This is a genomic window from Actinomadura bangladeshensis, from assembly GCF_004348335.1.
GTDB lineage: Bacteria > Actinomycetota > Actinomycetes > Streptosporangiales > Streptosporangiaceae > Spirillospora > Spirillospora bangladeshensis.
In genome coordinates, this window is sequence record NZ_SMJW01000004.1 from 40,470 (window position 1) to 57,454 (window position 16,985).

Annotated in this window: 16 protein-coding genes and 1 pseudogene; 8 read left to right on the top strand and 9 right to left on the bottom strand. The window is 71.8% G+C overall.

The features are described 5' to 3' along the window. The first annotated feature begins 9 nt into the window (after nucleotides 1-9). The 3 genes from E1284_RS01905 (at nucleotide 10) to E1284_RS43565 (ending at nucleotide 2,430) form a co-directional block, all read left to right on the top strand. Complete coding sequence (locus E1284_RS01905) at nucleotides 10-1,314, top strand: VWA domain-containing protein (RefSeq protein ID WP_131936346.1); 1,305 nt, start codon at nucleotides 10-12, stop codon at nucleotides 1,312-1,314. Nucleotides 1,315-1,316: 2 nt separating this feature from the next. Continuing rightward, on the top strand, nucleotides 1,317-2,144 hold the full coding sequence (locus E1284_RS01910; protein WP_243714196.1) for a hypothetical protein: 828 nt from the start codon (nucleotides 1,317-1,319) through the stop codon (nucleotides 2,142-2,144). A gap of 157 nt (nucleotides 2,145-2,301) precedes the next feature. After that, nucleotides 2,302-2,430: a hypothetical protein gene (locus E1284_RS43565; RefSeq protein WP_279433011.1), complete on the top strand. Its 129-nt coding sequence runs from the start codon at nucleotides 2,302-2,304 to the stop codon at nucleotides 2,428-2,430. A gap of 259 nt (nucleotides 2,431-2,689) precedes the next feature. Here E1284_RS43565 and E1284_RS01920 read toward each other — a convergent pair whose 3' ends face one another. Continuing rightward, the gene (locus E1284_RS01920) at nucleotides 2,690-3,073 is read right to left on the bottom strand and encodes a DUF5997 family protein (RefSeq protein ID WP_131936348.1); all 384 of its coding nucleotides are present in this window, start codon (nucleotides 3,071-3,073) and stop codon (nucleotides 2,690-2,692) included. 55 nt (nucleotides 3,074-3,128) lie between these two features. Between E1284_RS01920 and E1284_RS01925 the strand changes: the two genes are divergently transcribed. Beyond that, nucleotides 3,129-3,812: a LysR family transcriptional regulator substrate-binding protein gene (locus E1284_RS01925; protein ID WP_131936350.1), complete on the top strand. Its 684-nt coding sequence runs from the start codon at nucleotides 3,129-3,131 to the stop codon at nucleotides 3,810-3,812. Between the two features lie 64 nt (nucleotides 3,813-3,876). On the opposite strand, the gene E1284_RS01930 is transcribed toward E1284_RS01925, so the two are convergent. The 7 genes and pseudogenes from E1284_RS01930 to E1284_RS43570 all read right to left on the bottom strand — a co-directional run. Next, on the bottom strand, nucleotides 3,877-4,074 hold the full coding sequence (locus E1284_RS01930; RefSeq protein WP_131936352.1) for a hypothetical protein: 198 nt from the start codon (nucleotides 4,072-4,074) through the stop codon (nucleotides 3,877-3,879). Nucleotides 4,075-4,224: 150 nt separating this feature from the next. Continuing rightward, nucleotides 4,225-5,910 carry a SulP family inorganic anion transporter gene (locus E1284_RS01935; protein WP_131936354.1) on the bottom strand — a complete coding sequence of 562 codons (1,686 nt, stop codon included), beginning with the start codon at nucleotides 5,908-5,910 and terminating at the stop codon, nucleotides 4,225-4,227. An 11-nt stretch (nucleotides 5,911-5,921) separates the two neighbouring features. After that, nucleotides 5,922-6,599, bottom strand: a complete 678-nt coding sequence (locus E1284_RS01940; protein WP_131936356.1) for a GAP family protein — start codon at nucleotides 6,597-6,599, stop codon at nucleotides 5,922-5,924. Between the two features lie 11 nt (nucleotides 6,600-6,610). Beyond that, nucleotides 6,611-8,044 carry a DUF1254 domain-containing protein gene (locus E1284_RS01945; RefSeq protein WP_207923504.1) on the bottom strand — a complete coding sequence of 478 codons (1,434 nt, stop codon included), beginning with the start codon at nucleotides 8,042-8,044 and terminating at the stop codon, nucleotides 6,611-6,613. Between the two features lie 80 nt (nucleotides 8,045-8,124). Next, on the bottom strand, nucleotides 8,125-9,717 hold the full coding sequence (locus E1284_RS01950; RefSeq protein WP_207923505.1) for a DUF1254 domain-containing protein: 1,593 nt from the start codon (nucleotides 9,715-9,717) through the stop codon (nucleotides 8,125-8,127). 126 nt (nucleotides 9,718-9,843) lie between these two features. Further along, on the bottom strand, nucleotides 9,844-10,671 hold the full coding sequence (locus E1284_RS01955; protein ID WP_243714199.1) for a substrate-binding domain-containing protein: 828 nt from the start codon (nucleotides 10,669-10,671) through the stop codon (nucleotides 9,844-9,846). A 72-nt stretch (nucleotides 10,672-10,743) separates the two neighbouring features. Then, nucleotides 10,744-10,893, bottom strand: a pseudogene (locus E1284_RS43570) (LacI family DNA-binding transcriptional regulator); the annotation flags it as partial. Nucleotides 10,894-10,931: 38 nt separating this feature from the next. On the opposite strand from E1284_RS43570, the gene E1284_RS01960 reads away from it, so the two are divergent. The 4 genes from E1284_RS01960 to E1284_RS01975 all read left to right on the top strand — a co-directional run bounded on the left by E1284_RS01960 (nucleotide 10,932) and on the right by E1284_RS01975 (nucleotide 15,702). Then, nucleotides 10,932-12,131 (top strand): MFS transporter, encoded by a 1,200-nt coding sequence (locus tag E1284_RS01960; protein ID WP_131936360.1) that lies wholly within the window; start codon nucleotides 10,932-10,934, stop codon nucleotides 12,129-12,131. 112 nt (nucleotides 12,132-12,243) lie between these two features. Beyond that, nucleotides 12,244-13,923 (top strand): alkaline phosphatase D family protein, encoded by a 1,680-nt coding sequence (locus E1284_RS01965; protein WP_207923506.1) that lies wholly within the window; start codon nucleotides 12,244-12,246, stop codon nucleotides 13,921-13,923. After that, nucleotides 13,920-14,789 carry a discoidin domain-containing protein gene (locus E1284_RS01970; protein WP_131936364.1) on the top strand — a complete coding sequence of 290 codons (870 nt, stop codon included), beginning with the start codon at nucleotides 13,920-13,922 and terminating at the stop codon, nucleotides 14,787-14,789. Before E1284_RS01965 ends, E1284_RS01970 begins: the two co-directional genes overlap by 4 nt. Before the next feature lie 220 nt (nucleotides 14,790-15,009). Continuing rightward, on the top strand, nucleotides 15,010-15,702 hold the full coding sequence (locus E1284_RS01975; RefSeq protein ID WP_131936366.1) for a DUF998 domain-containing protein: 693 nt from the start codon (nucleotides 15,010-15,012) through the stop codon (nucleotides 15,700-15,702). 8 nt (nucleotides 15,703-15,710) lie between these two features. Here E1284_RS01975 and E1284_RS01980 read toward each other — a convergent pair whose 3' ends face one another. Next, nucleotides 15,711-16,850 carry a hypothetical protein gene (locus E1284_RS01980; protein WP_131936368.1) on the bottom strand — a complete coding sequence of 380 codons (1,140 nt, stop codon included), beginning with the start codon at nucleotides 16,848-16,850 and terminating at the stop codon, nucleotides 15,711-15,713. Nucleotides 16,851-16,985 lie beyond the last annotated feature (135 nt).

Genomic DNA, 16,985 nt, shown 5'->3' on the forward strand with positions numbered 1-16,985 from the left:
GATCCTTCGATGATCACCAGACGATGGTTCGCGGGCGGCGGTCTGCTCGGCCTGCTGGCCGCCCTGACGTTCGTCGGCGCGCCCCCCGGCACCGCCGATGACGGCGATGCCGAAGCTCCCGCGGAGCCTCCCAAGGTCGAACTGGTGCTCGACGTCAGCGGTTCGATGCGCGCCCGCGACATCGACGGGCGCAGCCGGATGGCGGCCGCTCAGCAGGCGCTGAACGAAGTGGTGGACGCCCTGCCCGCCGAGACGCAACTGGGCATCCGGGTGCTCGGGTCGCAGTACCGGTTCCCCGGCAGTCCCAAATCCGTCGGCTGCCGGGACACCCGGCAGCTCTTCCCGGTCGGTCCGATGGACAAGGTGCAGGCGAAGACGGCGATCGCGACGCTGCGCCCCACCGGCTGGACGCCGATCGGGCTGGCGCTCCGCGCGGCGGCCCGCGACCTCGGCACCGGGGAGACGACACGGCGAATCGTCCTCATCACCGACGGCGAGGACACCTGCTCGCCGCCCGACCCCTGCGAGGTGGCCCGAAAGTTGGCCGCCCAGGGAACGCATCTGGTCGTGGACACCCTCGGGCTCACCCTGGACGAGAAGGTCCGCCGGCAGCTCACCTGCATCGCCGACGCGACCGGCGGGACCTACACGGCCGTCCAGCACCAGGAGGAGCTGACCGGCCGGCTCAACCAGCTCGTCCAGCGGGCCGGCGCGACCTACCGGCAGACCCCGCAGCAGGTGGCCGGGGGCGCGCAGTGCGCCGACGCGCCGCTGCTGACGCCCGGCGTGTACACCGACCGGGAGCGGTTCAGCGAGCACCGCTGGTACCGGGTGCGGGTGGCTCCCGGGCAGGAACTGCGCGCCTCCATCAGCCTCTCGCTCGACCGGAGGCTGAACCCCGACCACGGCGTGCTGCTGCGCGCGGTGTCGACGGACGGCCAGGAACTCGTCCGCGGCACCGACGCGGGCAGTGGACGCACCGACGTGAGGTCCACAGGCCTGCGCTGGGCGGAACGGCAGGTCAGGGCGGACGCGTCGCCCACGTCCGACGGCGGGTCCGGCAGTTCGCCCGACCTGCGGCCGGTCTGCCTGGTCGTCAGCAACTCCTTCTCCTCTCCCGCCTACGTGCGGACGGCGCCCGGCATGCCGCTGGAGCTGACCGTCGACCTGGTGCCGTCCTCGGACGCACCGGGCGGGCCCGACCTGGGCCGCGGCTGGCTGCTGCTGGTGGTGCTCACCGGGACCGGCCTGGTCGCCGGTCTCGTCATGGGATGGCTCGCCCGCTGGCGGGTCGCCATCTGGAAGGAGAACTGACCGTGCGCGCCGCCCCCCTGCTCGTCCTGCCGGCCGCTGTGCTGGCGACCGCCGTCCTTCCGCCGTCCGCCGGACGGGCCGCCGCGGACGAGCCCTCCCCTCCGCCGCCGGTCGGCACCGCCGGGACGTCCTTCCTCACGGCGACCACCGTGCAACCGGGCCAGCCGGTCCGGGTGTCCGCCTCGACCGGCGACCATCTGTACTGGTCGTTCGCCCTCGCCGCCGGGCAGACCGGCCAGGTCACGGTGACCGTCACCCTCCCGCCGGCGGGGAACCGCCACGGCGCCGCGACGTACACCGCCGACGTCTTCGACGGGCTGCGCCGCCGCCAGGCGTGCACGGCCGGCCCGCAGAACGCGACGGTCGGTGCCGACGCCGCACGGGCCGACCTCCGCTGCACACTGCGGCGGGTCCGCGCGTGGGCCGAACCGTGGTCCGACGACCCGCTGCCGGGCACCTACTACCTGCGGCTGTCGGCGAGCGCCCTGCCCGAGCAGGACCTCGGCCTGCCGATCCGGGCGGACGTGCGGATCACCGCGAAGGACGGCGACGCGCAACCGGCGGGCGGGAACCTGAAGGCGCCGCTGTCCCCGCCCGTCAACCCGGGGGCCACCCTGGCCCCGGACGCGGCGGCACCCGCGTCGCCGTCCGGGTCTCCGACCGCGGCCGGTTCCGCGCCGAAACCCGCCGAGCGCGTCAAGGGCTGGTTCTCCTGGCCGTCCAGCCGGTGGTGGTGGACGCTCGGCGGCGGTGTCCTCGCCGCCGCGGCGGCCGTGGCGGGATACAGCCTCACCCGCCACCCGCACCGCTGGTTCTCCGCCCCCCGCTGAACCGGCACCCGCGGCCGGGCGGTGCCCGCGGCCGGGCACCGCGGGCACCGCCCGGCCGCGCGCATCACCGCCTCCGAACTCCGAGCGGAGTGGCACGTCTCGATGATCGAGAAGGCCGCAGACGTAGCCGGTGCAGCGAAATAGTGTCCGGCTGGTGGTGACCCGCCAGCGAACGTTCCCAGCCCTCCTCTCGCCCGGCACGGTCCACCTCGTCGGCGACGCCAACGAGGTCGACTACATCGAGGGCGCGATGCACTCGGCATGGAAGGTGGCCACCGCGATCTGACCACGGTTGTGTCCGCCTCGGCTGCCGGTGTCACCGGTCGATCATGCCGAGGCCGTGGTCGCCGTATCGGGCTCCTTGGGCCCCGGTGGTGGGGACGGCGGCGTCGATGGCGTTGAGGTCGGACGCGGTCAGGATCGCGTTCGATGAGATCCTCGCCGCCCACCTCGCCCAGATCGAGGCCGCGATTCCCTGACGCGCCCTCTCGTCCCCTCCGGGTGACACCGCGGGTCAGGACCCTGCCGCGGCGGGGTCACGCGAGTCAGGCCTTGGCGCGCTGCCGCTTGAGGCGGAGTTCCTCCCTGCGGACTTCGGCTTGGACGGCCTGCTCGCGTTCCAGCCAGTCGGGCCTTTCGGCCTTCAGGTCCTCGATCTCGGCCGTGGTGAGGGGGTCGGTGATGCCGGCGCGGGCCAGACCTGAGATGGAGACGCGGAGCTTGGTGGCGACGACCTGGCGGGGATGGGGGCCTTCGCGGCGCAGGTTCGCCAGCCATGAGGGCGGGTCGGCTTGGAGCGCGTTCAACTCGTCCCGGGAGACGGGCCCTTCCTGGAACTCGGCGGGTGCTGCCGACAGCAGGATCCCCAGCTTCTTGGCCGCGGTCGCGGGCTTCATTGTCTGCGGGGTCTTTGCTTTGGACGTGCCCATGGCCTCAAGGGTAGCCAGCGGCAGGGAACCGTCTCGCCGTGACTAGGGTGGCGGGGTGACCGATGGTGAGTTCCGGCTGGCCTACGTGCCGGGCGTGACGCCCGGGAAGTGGGCCGGGGTGTGGGCCGAGCGGGTCCGGGAGGTGCCGCTTCGCCTGCTGCATACGCCGGCGGCCGAGGTCGTCCCCCTGCTGCGGAACGGTGGCGTGGAGGCGGCGTTCGTACGCCTGCCCGTCGACCGCGAGGGCCTCCATGTGATCCCCCTGTACGTGGAGACGACGGTGGTCGTGGTGCCCAAGGACCACGCGGTGGCCGCAGTGGAGGAGGTGGATCTCGCCGATCTCGCCGACGAGGACGTGTTCGAGCCGCTCGACGACGTCTTGACCTGGGGCGAACGCCCCGGGCAACCGGCCTTCACCCGTCCCGGGAGTACCGCCGACGCGATCGGGTTGGTGGCGTCGGGAGCCGGCGTCCTGCTGCTCCCGCAGTCTCTGGCCCGCCTCCACCACCGCAGAGACCTCACCTACCGGACCGTGACCGACGCTCCTCAGTCGCAGATCGGCCTGGCCTGGCTCGATGCCGAGACGACCGACCTGATGGAGGAACTGATCGGCATCGTCCGCGGCCGCACCCCCAACAGCTCCCGTGGCCGCAATCCCCGGCAACAGCCCGCCCGTAAGAAGCCACCGCAACAGCGCCCCGCCTCCAAGCACCGCCACCAGAAGCGCCGCCGCAGGTGACGAGAACCGCGCCTCACCGACAGCACCCCGCCATCTGACAGGCGCGGTCGTAGAGCCCGGCGTGTCACTTGCTCGGCTGGGGGACCTTGCAGTCGGCGGTGGGGTTGAGACCGATGTAGTTGAGCGGGCCGGAGGCCCAGGTGATCCCGATCGTGGCGATTTTGGCGCAGCTGCCGTCGAACTGGGCGTAGTAGTGGCGCTGTCCCGCGGCGAGCGCCCCAATGATCAGCCAGGCGACGAGCATCCACCGTCCGGACCTCATCGCTACCTCCGGTGATCGCTTCGCCGACCTTGGGGTACGACAGTAACGACAAGATCGTCCATAGTTAAGCAAGTCGGGCCGGGTGTGTCCTGTCACGGGCGTCTCGCGCGGCCGCCGCCCCCGGTTCCACCGTGGTCTACCCCGGTTGCGTCATGTCCCGGTCCTGGCCGCGTCGACCGCCGCCTGCACGGTGGGATGAACGTGCCTCAACTCCGGCCTGGCCTCGGCGGTGCGCAACACGTCCCGGACCTGACCCACGTCGCCGGCCAGCAGGAGCCGGACTCCGCGGGTCTCCAGTTCCTCGGCCATCTCGTCGAGCATGCGTACCGCGCTGACGTCGACGAAGGGCACCGTCTCGGCGTCGATCACGACCGCCGTCGCCCCTTCCCGGCCGACGGCGCTTCGTACCGTGGACCGGATCCGCTCGGCGTTGGCGAAGTAGATGCCCGCCTCGACGCGCAGCACGATCACCCCCGGGATCCTGCGGCCGTCGGTGTGCCTGTCCAGCGCGGCGAAGTGGCCGTTCCCCGGCAGTTGCCCCAGTTCGCTGATGACCGGGCGCGAGGAGCGGTAGAGGAGCAGGAGCAACGAGGCGCCGATGCCGATGAAGAGGCCGGGCAGCGTGTCGAAGACCATGACCCCGAGCATCGCGGCGACCGCGGTGACGAAGTCGGGCCGCGCGGCGATGCCGTAAGCCCGGCCGGGCCTGCGGGTGGAGACGCGGTAGAGGGCCGCCAGCGAGGGGACGTCGACCAGCCCGGCCACCGCCGCGATCACCACACCCGCGAGCACCGCCTCGGGGAGCTTCTCGAAGAGGCCGGTGAAGAAGAGCAGCGTGATCACGGTGAGGAGGGCGGTGAAGACCCCGGACAGCTGGGTGCGCGCGCCCGCCGACCAGTTGACGGCGGTCTTCGACAGGCTGCCGTTGACGACCATGCCGCTGGACAGGCCGGCCCCCAGGCCGGCGGCCCCGAGCCCGATCAGCTCGCGGTCGGCGTCCACCTCGTAGTGGTCGCGGGCGGCGTAGCTCTTCGCCGCACCGAGTCCCTCGGCGAAGGCGACGAGCAGCACGCCGACACTCCCGGCGGCGAGGCCGCCGAGGTCGTCCACCGAGACGTCGGGGAAGCCGAACGAGGGCAGCCCGGTCGCGATTCCGCCGACGACGGCGACACCGTGGTCCTCCAGATCGAAGGCCGCCGCCGCCGCGATCCCCAGCGCCACCGCGAGCAGCGAACCGGGCAGGAACGGGGCGACCCGCTTGAGGACGAGGATCAGCAGGAGGCTGCCGGCGCCGACCACGAGGGTGAGCCCGCTCGTTCCGCCGAGGGCGCCGAGCAGCGCCCAGACCTTCTCGAAGAAGTCCCCCGGCGCAGCCTCGACGCCGAACAGCTTCGGCAACTGGCCCGCGATGATGGTCAGTGCCAGGCCGACGATGAAGCCCTTCAGGACCGGCTCGGAGATGAAGCCGGCGAGGAAGCCGAGGCGCAGCAGTCCGGCGAGGAGCGCCGCGATGCCCACCGTGACGGCCAATGCCGCCGTCATCGCGGTGCGGACATCCGCGCTCGAACCGCGTGCGGCCTCACCGACGATCGCCGCCGACAGCGCCGCCGTCGCCGCCATCGGCCCGACCACCAGGTGCCTGGAGCTGCCGAAGGCGGCGTAGAGGATCAGGGCCACGGGCGCGGCGTAGAGGCCGACCACGGGCGAGACGCCGGCGATCGTCGCGTAGGCGAGCGCCTCGGGCACGAGGACCGCCCACACCGTCACCCCGGCCAGGGCGTCCCGCCCCAGCCATTGCCGCCGGTACCCCCGCAGTGAAGGGAACAGCCCGGGCATGCTCGGCCTCATCAGGAGGAGAGATCACTGATCGCGTTGCCCACCAGCTTCGCGGCGAGGATCAGGCAGACCACGGTCATGATCGCCGAGTTGTTGCGCTCCATCCAGAGCTTGAGGCCGTCGAGGATGCGCCGGGAGCGCTCCTTGAGGACGAAGTAGAGCACGACCGGCACTCCGGTCCCGAGCGCCCCGATCACGACGAAGACCGCGAGTGCCGCGGCCTGTGCGCCGGCCGAGGTGTCCGTGCGCGCGATCGCCGCCGCCGCGGCGATCACGAGCAGCAGGTTCTTCGGGTTGACGGCGGACAGCGCGATTCCGAGTCCTCCCGCCTTGACGGGTGTGAACGAGTCGACCGTGCGCATCCACTTCGGCAGCGGCACCTCCTCGTCGCCGCGCGGCCGGCCGCGCCACTCCCGCACCGCCACCCACAGCAGCAGCACGCCGAGTGCCAGGTCGAGCGCGCTGACCCAGCCGGCAGGCTGCCCCTGGTCGCTCGGGCCCGCACCGCCCGAGACCAGCAGCACGATCGTGCCGACCAGGGACAGACCCAGGACCCAGCCCAGGAGCAGCGCCGGCCCGTTGGACCGCGCTCTGGGGGTCGCGAGCATCAGCACCACACCGATGATCGGGAACGGGCTCAGCGCCACTCCGACCCCGTACGACAGAATCTGACCGATCGCCTCGCCCACGGCCGTCTACCTCATGCCGGTTCGACTTCGCCCGGCCGCCAGCTCTGGTCGAACCAGCCTTCCAGCGGACCGTAGAGCCGCAGGACGACGAACCATCCCTTACCGGGGACCGTCTGGATCCAGTTCGCCTCCCGGCCCGGCGGCGCGGTCGGGCCGAAGTGGATGACCGTGTCGCCGTCGTCCTCGGCCCGCACGGCGTCCGAGAGGCTGTTCACGCTCGGGTAGGGGTCGTCGGTGCGCAGCAGCGACCGGGTCTGCGGGTCGTAGACGTCGACGGCCCAGAAGTTCTTCGCCGGGATGCCCTTGGGAAGGGTGAGCGTGTAGCTCTTCTCGCCGTCGAGCCAGGCGCCGGTGGAGTCCTCGGCCGTGTAGGCGTACTGCGATCCGGCCCCGACCGCCGCCTTCGCCATCGCCGGCGTGACCACGACGGCCGCGTGATGGTAGATGGCGCGAGCGTCCAGCAGCCGCGCACCCTGCGGCGATAGGAACTCGTGGCTCCCCGAGGGGAACATGTTCTTCCACGAGCTGCCCGCGTAGTAGTAGAAATCCGGGTCGCGCGGTTTGAAGGTCAGCGTCCGTACGAGGCCCGCCCCGACCCGCGCGGCGGTGTCGAGGATGGAGCGCATGCGGTCGTCCGGCCGAAAGGGTTCGCCGGGCACGATGCCGATCGAGGCGAGCTGTCCCGCGCGCTCGGGGTCGAGCGCCTCGGGCGGTTCCTCCTGGACGATCTCGTCGACCTCCCCGAAGAACGAGAAGTCGTTGGCGGGGACCGAATTGAAGACGGAGTCGGCGAAGTTGACGAAACGCTGCTCAGGCGGGTCGGCCGCGGCCGAAAGCGGGTACATCCGCGTCTTGAGCAGGCTCTCGACGCCCCCCAGCACGCGGAACGTCGCCCAGCAGGCGAAGGTCGGCGACCGCGAGACGAAGTAGCCGTCCGGGACGTCGCCGTCGTGGCCCGGGGGCAGGAAGAGGTACTTGCCTCCTCTGCCCTCGTCGGGTCCGGCGATCCCCATGTCGGCGACGTAGCGCTGCCAGAAGTCGTCGACGACGCTCAGCGAGCCCTCCGGCACCTCGATCACCGTCGGGCCGTCCTGATCGAGCGCCAGGAAGGCCAACCCGTACGTGGTCTCGGTGTTCACCGTGAGTATCAGGGGTGCCGAACTGCACCGCGGGGCCGTGTAGCCGATCGCGTGGGAGTCGATCCCGAGGCTCCGCAGCCCGCGCCGCATCGCCACCATCGCGGCGCCGGGCAGGCAGTTGAGGAAGACCTCGATCCCGCGCAGAAGGTCGAGCGCGTCGTAGCTCCGGGTGACGGTGTCGGGCAGGGGCAGGCCGTCGAAGAAGCCCATCGCGCCGAAGACCGCCTCCAGCCGGTCCGGGACGCCGATCGACGCGAGGGTCTCAGCTGATACGCCCGGGCTGGGCGCGTCGCTCACGTGGGGCACTGCGTTCCTCCTAGAAGCATGGCCGGCTCGCCGTCCGGACCGTCACACCTACCGATCGCCCCGATCACCGCCGCGCCGGGTCAGCCCACCGCCTCGACCTCGCCCGGACGCCAGGTCCTGTCGAAGAACGGCGGCAGAGGGCTGTAGAACCGCAGGACCACGAACCATCCCTTGCCCGGCACGGTCTGGATCCAGTTGCCCTCCGGCACGCCGTCGGGCCGGTCGGGCCCGAAGTGCACCGTGGTCGTGCCGTCCGCATCGGCGACCGCCGCCGGGGTCGGATAGTCCTGGCTGCCGGCCCGGGGGAAGCGCTGCGGCGTGGAGAGCATCGAGCGGGTCTGGTTGTCGTAGACGGTGCACGACCAGAAGCGGGCGGCGGGAATGTCCGGCGGAAGCACCAGACGGTAGTGCCCGCCCCCGTCGAGGGCCCGGTCCTGCCGGTCCGCGAACGCGAACAGGTACTGCGAGCCGATGCCGGGCAACGGTGCGGTGAACGCCGGGCTGATGCCCACGCCCAGGTACCACCACCAGTTCCGGAGGTTGAGCCTGCGGGCGCCGTCGCTCCTGCGGAGCTCGACGCCCCGGTCGGTGATCTCCGGGGGCGGGGTCATGAAGTCGTAGCCGGACACGAGCAGGCCGTTGACCCATTGGGAGGACGCACCGTAGAAGTGCGCCCCCTCGTCCGGGCGCGGGCGGAAGGCGAGGGTACGGGCCGTGGCGTTCCCCACCGCGGCCGCCTCGGCGAGGATGCCGCGCATCCGCGGATCCGGCTGGAAGGGCCGGCCCTTGGCGATCCCGACCGCGGCCAGCGCGCCGGCGATCTCCGGATCGAGCGCCTCGGCCGGCTGGTCGTGCACGAGTTCACTCGCGAAGTCGAAGTACGTCGCGTCCGCGGGCGGGACCGTGTTCACGGCGAGCCCGGTGCCCTCGATGAAGCGCGGCGGGTCGGCCCTGCGGAGCGCGGCGGTCCACGTCTCAGCGGTCCACGGCGACGGCGGGGCCGTGCCCCCCGTGACGATCTCCCCGATGCTGGTTCCGAGGAACCCGGGGACGTAGCGGTGGATGCGCAGCCCCTCCTTGATGCGCTCGACCGCCGGCTTCGGGTCGTCGCGCTCCAGGAACGCCCGCCCGCCGAGGAGAAGGCGCGTGGTGCGAGTCGGCTGTGTGAAGTAGCCGCCCTCCGGGAGAGGACCCTCATAACCGGGCGGCACGAAGAGGTATTTGCCGCCGGCCCCGCGATCCGGCCCGGCCATACCGGGATCCGCGACCCAGCGGAACCACATGTCATTGACGAAACAGAGGGAGAGGGGCGGTATTTCCACTACCAGCGGGCCCTCGGTCAGGTCGAGAAAGCTTATGAAATAGACGGTGTCGGCGTTCCCGGTGAGCACGAGCGTCTCGGAATCCATGAACTCCGAGAAGAGCAGGACGTCGTGGTCCCTGATACCGGCCTCGAGGAAGCCCCTGCGCGCCGCCCACATATTGACCCCGGAATACGCGTCGAGGAAGCCCCGGACGGCCTGCACATGGTCCAGATGGTCGTAGACGCGGTCGGCGGTCTCGTCCGTGGGCCTGCCCAGCGGGAATTCCAGAGTGCCCAGATGCGTCTCCACCCGCTCGGGCGTCGAGAGCGACTCCATGACCTGGGGCGAGATCCGTCCGGCTTGCTGCAAGGCATCGCTCCGTTCTCGAGAGAGGTCCCCTCTCGACCACGAGCCGTACCTGCCGCGGACCACCACTAAACGCATTTTCCCAAGTCATGGATTGCTCATTACACGACAAGCCGCGGGGCCGATACGTCATCGGCGCGTGCTTTCTCTGCGGACGATGGACCATGGCGCGGTCCGGGAATCGGGCTTCCGTCCGAGCGCTGCGCGCGCGCATGCCGCGCCTTGTTCGCGCAGGGATTGCGCGACCGTCGTCAGTCCGAGTCGCGCCGCCACCGCCGCGTCGTCCCATCCGGTCACCGCCAGATCGCCGGGAATGGCCCGTCGTGCGGCGCGGGCCGCGTGGACGACCCCGGCCGCCTGCTGGTCGCTCATCGCCGCGATCGCGTCGGGCGGGTCGGCGGAGGCGAGCAAGGTCGCCGCGATCCGCTCGGCCTCTGCCGCGTCGTTGCGTGCGCATACCGCGATGGTCACGTCCCGCCAGGCGATTCCGGCGTCCTCGGCTGCCCGCCGGTAGCCTTCCAGCCGCTCCCGCGTCACCGGGAACAGCACGTCGGTGACGTCCGCGCCGCTGACGACCGCGCTGGTCCGCTCCCGGGAAAGCGGAAAGCTCACTACCGCCGGACGTTCGGCGCCCGCGAACGCGATCGCGCCCACCGCGCGTGCCGCCGCGCGATTGTCAATGCCGACCAGACCCATTCCGCGAACCTTCGGCCCGCCATGGACGACCGCGGGACGCTTCATCGCCTGGACGGCCGCCAATACCGGGTCATCGTCGGACGTGGTCCAGACGATGAACCCGTCGACGGCGGCGTCGGTGATCCGGGGGACGTCATCGGCGGCACCGGTGATCGGCAGGATCGTCATGCCGTAACCGCGGTCGGCGCAGACATCGGCGATCCCGGCGAGGAAGGAGACCGCCTCCGGGTCGTCGAACGCGTAGCTCAGATGCTCCCCCATCACGACGCCGAGCGTTCGGGTCGTGCCGCGGCGCAGTGATCGGGCGCTCGGGTCGGGCCCGGCGTACCCGAGCCGGGCCGCCGCCGCGTGCACCTTCGCCCGCGCCCGATCCGATACGCGGTCGGGCCGGTTGTAGGTGTACGAGGCGGTCATGACCGATACGCCGGCCAGCTCGGCGACCTGTGCGAGGGTCACCCGCTTCGGGCCCACGGACGATTCCACGAGAGCCAGCCTAGCGTGGCTTGTGTATCGTTACACACATGGCGAGAGCTCCCGATCCGTCGCCGCGCCACGTGATCGTCCGGGCGTACGTGCCCTTTGCCGCGTTCGGCTCGTTCTGGGGTGTGTGGGGCACCTCCGTGCCGCGGATCCAGCAGCAGGCCGGCGTCGGGGACGGCCGGCTCGGCCTCGCGCTGCTCTTCGTGGGCGCGGGCGCTCTTCCCGCGATGCTGCCGGCCGGCAGGGCGCTCGACCGGTGGGGGCCGCCGGTCGCGGCCGCGGCCATCGCCGCCCTCGGCCTCGCCGGTGCCGTGCTGTCGCTGGCCGCGGTGAACACGGCGACCCTGTGCGCCGGGCTCGCCCTGGTCGGCGCCGCCAGCGGAGCCGCGGACGTGACCATGAACGCGCTCGCCGGACGAGCCGAGAGGATCATCGGCCGCCCCGTCCTCACCCGTGCGCACGGCGTCTTCTCCGGCCTGGTCGTCCTTGCCAGTCTTGGCACCGGGCTGGCTTCGGCCGCGTCCCTGCCGCTCGCGGTCCCGTTCACGGCCGTGGCCGTTCTCTGCCTGGCGGCCGGCGCCTCCCTGCGCAAGGCACCGGCTTCCGGCGCCGCCGCTTATGGGCACGGCCGCGTCCCCGCTGCGTCTCCGGCACGGCTCGGCCGACGCGGGGCCGTCGCGTTGCCGCTGGTCGGAGCCCTGGGCGCGCTCGCGTTCGCCAGTGAGAACGCGCACCAGAGCTGGAGCGCGGTCTTCGCCCACGTGGAGCTTCACTCCGGTGCGGGGCTGAGCGCCGTCGCACCCGCCGTATTCGCCGGCACGGTCGCGGTCACGCGGTTCTCCACAGGCGGTCTCAAGGCCGCCCATGCCCGCACCGTTCTCCTCGCCGGCGCGTCGGCCGCCGCGTCCGGTGCGCTCGTCATCGCCGCCGCGCCCACGTTGTTCATCGCCGCGCTGGGTCTTGCGGCGGCCGCCGCCGGAACCGCGGTGCTGTTCCCGACCCTGCTCGGCGTCGTCTCGGCGAACGTCGACGAGTCCCGCCGGGGCCGCGCGACATCGGTCGTCACGGCCGTGTCCTACCTCGGCTTCCTCGTCGGCCCCGTCTACGTCGGGCTGTGGGCCGAGGCCGTGGGACTCCGCGGAGCGATGGTCGCGGTCGCCGCCCTCGCCGTCCTCCTGTTCGCCTTCACCCCGGCACTGCTCAGCAGAGTTCCCGCGCCCGCCGGCGCTCCCGAATGTTAACTAGGGGGAGACATATATCAACTTTGACGTTATTTTAACGTCGAGATCGCAGGTGATCCTGATATCGACTCAGTCCTGTGTGAGGGCTGCGGACGGGAAGGGAAGCGTGCAGGTGAGCGAAGATGTAGACCCCGGGCCTGCTCTGAGGGATCCGGGCAGGCGGCGTTTCCTGGCTTACTCCGGGATCGGGGCGCTGGCGCTGGCGTTCGGGCCGTTGCGGGCGGAGCCGTCGACCCTGACGCGGGAGGTGTCCCGGTTCAAGGGCGATCCGTTCAGCCTCGGCATCGCGTCCGGCGACCCGCTGCCCGACTCGGTCGTCCTGTGGACGCGGCTGGCGCCGGATCCGCTGGCCTCGCTCGGCGGCATGGAGCCGTACCGCGTCCCCGTCCGCTGGCAGGTCGCCGAGGACGCGGGGTTCCGGCGGGTGGTCCGGGACGGGACGGCGACCGCCAGGCCGGAGTACGCGCACTCGGTGCACGTCGACGTGCGCGGCCTGCGTCCCGGCCGGGAGTACTTCTACCGGTTCAAGGCGGGCAACGAGATCTCACCGACCGGACGGACCAAGACCGCCCCCGCGCCCGGGACGACGGCGAGCGCGTTCGCCTTCGGGATGGTGTCGTGCCAGGCGTGGTTCGACGGCTACTACACCGCGTACGGCCACCTGGCCGGGGAAGACCTCGACCTGGTCGTCCATCTGGGCGACTACCTGTACGAGTTCGGCGTCCAGACCAATGGCGGCAGGCCCGACACGCCGGTGCCGGACAAGTTCCACACCCCCACCGTCCACCTGTCGGAGTACCGCGACCGGTACGCGCTCTACAAGCTCGACCCGGAACTGCAGGCCGCGCACGCCATGGCACCGTGGATCGTCACCTGGGACGACCACGAGGTCGTCGACAACTACGCCGACCTCGCCCACCCGTCGGCGCCGCCGGAGGACTTCCTCGTCCGCCGCGCCAACGCCTACCGGGCGTACTGGGAGCACATGCCGCTGCGGGTCCTGGAGCCGGCCGGTCAGAACATGCCGCTGTACCGCCGGTTCACCTTCGGCCGGCTGCTGGAGTTCAACGTCCTGGACACCCGCCAGTACCGCAGTGACCAGGCGTGCGGCGACGGCCTGAAGACCGACTGCGACGAGCGGCTCGACCCGTCCCGGACGCTGCTCGGCGACGCCCAGGAGGCGTGGCTGCTGGACGGCCTCGGACGCTCGCAGGCGAAGTGGAACGTCCTGGCGCAGCAGATGATGCTGTCGCAGGTCGACTTCAACACCGATCCCGGGCAGGCGTTCGGGATGGACCTGTGGGACGGCTACAAGCCGTCCCGCGACCGGCTGCTGAACGGGATCGTCGAGCGGAAGGTCCGCAACCCGGTCGTGCTGTCGGGCGACTTCCACCGCAGCATGGCCGCGGACGTCAAGCGGGACTTCGACGACCCCGCCTCCCCCACGATCGCGACGGAGTTCCTCGGCTCGTCCATCTCGTCCGGCATGGACGGGGCCGACATGGACGAGTACGGCTCGCAGTTCCTCGCGGCGAACGACCACATCCGCTTCTACAACGGGCAGCGCGGATACATGACGTTCAACGTCACGCCCGACACGCTGAACGCGTCCTACCGCGTCGTGCCGTACGTCCGGGAACGCGGCGCGCCCGTGTTCACCCGCGCCGGCTTCGCCGTCGAGGACGGCAAGCCCGGCCTGCAGGCCGACTCCACCAGTACCGCACGCGGCAAGAGCTTCCTGGCCGCCTCCGAAGTCGACCCTCCCGAGCCGCTGAAGGGGAAGCGCACGTGAGCGTTCGCAAGATCATCGCGTTGCTGGCCGCGTCGCTCACGGCGGTCGCGGGTGTGGCCGCGTACGGCGGCACGGCCTCCGCCGCCAAGCAGGGGCGCGGGTCGGTCACCATGACGGTGCAGTCCGGGGCGCTGGACGTGCTCGCCGCCCCGTGCGGAGGCAGGCCGCTGCTGATCGACCTCGCCAACTCCGGTTCCGAGGGCGAGTACGTCGACGTGTTCATCACGCCGGAGCGTCCGCTCCTCACCTCGCACGACGTCATCTCGACCTACGTGCCGCCGAGCCGCAGCATCGTCGTCCGGGCGCAGGTCTCCGCGCCGCTCGGTTCCGCCGGAGGGACGCACGAGGTGTCCCTGCGGCTCGGGCCGCGTGGACCCGCGCAGGAGACGGCCGTCACGGTCACGCCGAAGCCGTCCGGGCCGGGCGCCAACCTCGCCCTCGGCGGACCCGTCAGCGCCTCGTCCACGCACGGCAACTTCAACGTCTGCGGCGCGGTCGACGCCAACACCGACTCCGAGGACTGGTCCGCACGGACCGGCTGGAACGACGGCACGCGCGCGGTGTTCCCGGACACCTACACGGTCGAGTTCGGCGGTCCGCAGCCGATCGACCGGGTCGTCCTGCACACGCTGAACTCCGCGCGCTACCCCGCCGCCCGCTACGGCCTGAAGGACTTCGACGTCCAGACGCTCGGCAGCGGCGGCGAGTGGACGACGGTGTCCAGCATTCGCGGCAACACCGCCGGCCGGGTGGAGATCCCGCTCGACCCGGTGGTCTCCACCGCGTCCGTGCGCGTCGTCGCGCTGGCGTCCAACAGCGGCGACTACTCCCGCATCGTCGAACTGGAGGTCTACCAGGACTCGTAATCGCCCGCGACTTCCCACCGGACTGCGCGCGACTCCGCGCCACGTTGCCGGGCCGGCCCCAGGCCGGCCCGGCAATCTCCGTTGTAGCGGGGGCGATGCCGGACCTGTGCCGACCGGGCGACATCGTGATGCACATCCCAGACTGTACTTCGGTTGACAAAGTCTGCTTGCAAAAGACAAGCTTGCTTCGGACCAGCCCCCACCGATCAAGGGACTCTTCATGACGCAGACGATTCACACCCCGGCCGCCACCCGTCCGGTGCACGCCGCCCGCCCCGCGCACGCCGCCCGTCCGGCGGTCCGGCCGCTGCTGGGCTGCGCGATGGCCGCGGGTCCGCTGTTCCTGGTGACAGGCGTGGTCCAGGGGCTGCTCCGGGACGGCTACGACTTCACCCGCAACGCCATCAGCCAGCTCAGCCTGGGCGACCTCGGCTGGATCCAGAAGACCGGCTTCGCGCTCACCGGCGTGCTGATCATCGCCGGCGCGGTCGGGATCCGGCGGGTACTGGACGGCGGTCCCGGCGGCGTCTGGGCACCCAGACTCGTCGCCGTGTTCGGCGCCTCGTTCCTGGTCAGCGCAGTGTTCACCGCCGACCCCGGCGCCGGCTTCCCCGCCGGCACCCCCGATGGCCCGGCCGCGTCGCTGAGCACGAGCGGCGCCGTCCACATGCTCGGCGGCATGGTCGGTTACCTGGCGCTGTGCGCGGCGTTCTTCGTGCTGGCCCGGCGCTTCTCAGCACAAGGGCAGCGCGTCTGGGCGGTGGCGTCCCGGATCGTTCCGGTGGCCGTCCTGGCCGGTTTCGCCGGCTCCGCCGCGAGCGTGCTGGTCTTCACCGCGGGGGCGGCGCTGGGCCTGGTCTGGCTCACCGCGACGACCGCGCGGCTCGCCGCCGCGCCCGGTTCCTCGTCCTGAGCGGACGATCAGCGGGGCGGCCTTGGGGCGGGGACGAGGAGGCGGTGCAGGCGGAGTGTCCGCTTGCCGCGCTCGCGGTCGTCCGGGCCGAGGGGCGGGAGCCTGAACCGGTTGCCGCGGATGTGCCGGAGCAGACCGGGCTCGGGCGGGATGCCGTGGTGGTCGAGGTGGTGGACGGTGCCGCCGCGCCAGACCCAGGTGCCGTCGGTGTGGTAGCTGTCCGGAACCCGTTGGGGGCGCGCGGGGTCGAAGCCGTCCGCGAAGAACCGGCCGCTGTCGTGGACGGTGAGGCCCCGGCGCAGGTAGTCCAGCACGGCGTCGCGTTCCTGCGGGTCCAGGGCGGGGCGGCGGGCGACGTCCGGGGCGCCGGGGACGGGGTTCTCGGAGAAGCGGAGCGACTGGCCGTAGACGGACGCGTGCCGCCGCAGGTCGTCCAGGCTCGCCGATTCCTGCGCGGGCGCGTCCGGGCGGACGTGCCCGGCGGTCGGGTCGGCGGGGAACGTGCGGCAGCGCTGTAGCGCCTCGATCGCGGGGACGCCTTCGGCGTGCAGTTCGCGGAGGCGCAGGATCCAGGGGCTCATCGCGGCGCTGCCGATGGCGGCGGCGTCGTCGCGCGGGAGGAACTGGGCGGCGTTGCCGTGGAGGCCGGCCCACAGGTAGCCGAGAACGAGGCCGTCGTCACCGACGACCGGCAGATGACGGACGGGTCCGGTGGTGGTCAGGTCGTAGGAGGGAGGCAACGTGAAGGACAGCGGCCCCCAACCCTTCGAGCGGTCCATGGGCGAGCCGTCGGGGAGTTCGCCGTAGAGGATCGAGTCCGTGGGGGACGGCTGGTAGCCGGGGTCGTCGAGCCGGCGGAGCGCGGTGTAGTCGGCGGCGGTGCGCTCGGTCGCGTCCGCGGGGACGCCGCCGCCGATCGGGTCCTCGGGACGTCCGATCCACTGCCTGACCGCGTCGCGGGAGGGGAGTTCCCGCCGGCTCGCCTCCTGGAGGCGCCGTGACCAGAGGATCGGGGTCTTGTAGGCCACATCGAGGAAGCCCGGTCGGCGCAGGAAGCCCGCGGAACGGTCGTCCGTCCCCGCCCACAGGTAGCCGACATGGTCGCCGTTCAGCATCACCGGGAAGTAGATGAGCGGATCACGGGTCACCGGCCGGTACGCGCCGCTCGCGTGGGGAGCGCGGAACGGAGCCGGCGCCGCGCCGCCGGGAACGCCGCCCGGGAAAGGGCCGCTCTGGCCGTCTGGTGGAGGAACGCTGTTCATTCGACTCCATTCTGCATCCGA

Excerpts from the sequence above, each read along its gene's own strand:
- E1284_RS01905 (WP_131936346.1), top strand. The coding sequence starts at position 10 with ATGATCACCAGACGATGGTTCGCGGGCGGCGGTCTGCTCGGCCTGCTG.
- E1284_RS01920 (WP_131936348.1), bottom strand. The coding sequence starts at position 3,073 with ATGGGCACGTCCAAAGCAAAGACCCCGCAGACAATGAAGCCCGCGACC.
- E1284_RS01930 (WP_131936352.1), bottom strand. The coding sequence starts at position 4,074 with ATGAGGTCCGGACGGTGGATGCTCGTCGCCTGGCTGATCATTGGGGCG.
- E1284_RS01935 (WP_131936354.1), bottom strand. The coding sequence starts at position 5,910 with ATGCCCGGGCTGTTCCCTTCACTGCGGGGGTACCGGCGGCAATGGCTG.
- E1284_RS01955 (WP_243714199.1), bottom strand. The coding sequence starts at position 10,671 with ATGGGGGAGCATCTGAGCTACGCGTTCGACGACCCGGAGGCGGTCTCC.
- E1284_RS01960 (WP_131936360.1), top strand. The coding sequence starts at position 10,932 with ATGGCGAGAGCTCCCGATCCGTCGCCGCGCCACGTGATCGTCCGGGCG.
- E1284_RS01975 (WP_131936366.1), top strand. The coding sequence starts at position 15,010 with ATGACGCAGACGATTCACACCCCGGCCGCCACCCGTCCGGTGCACGCC.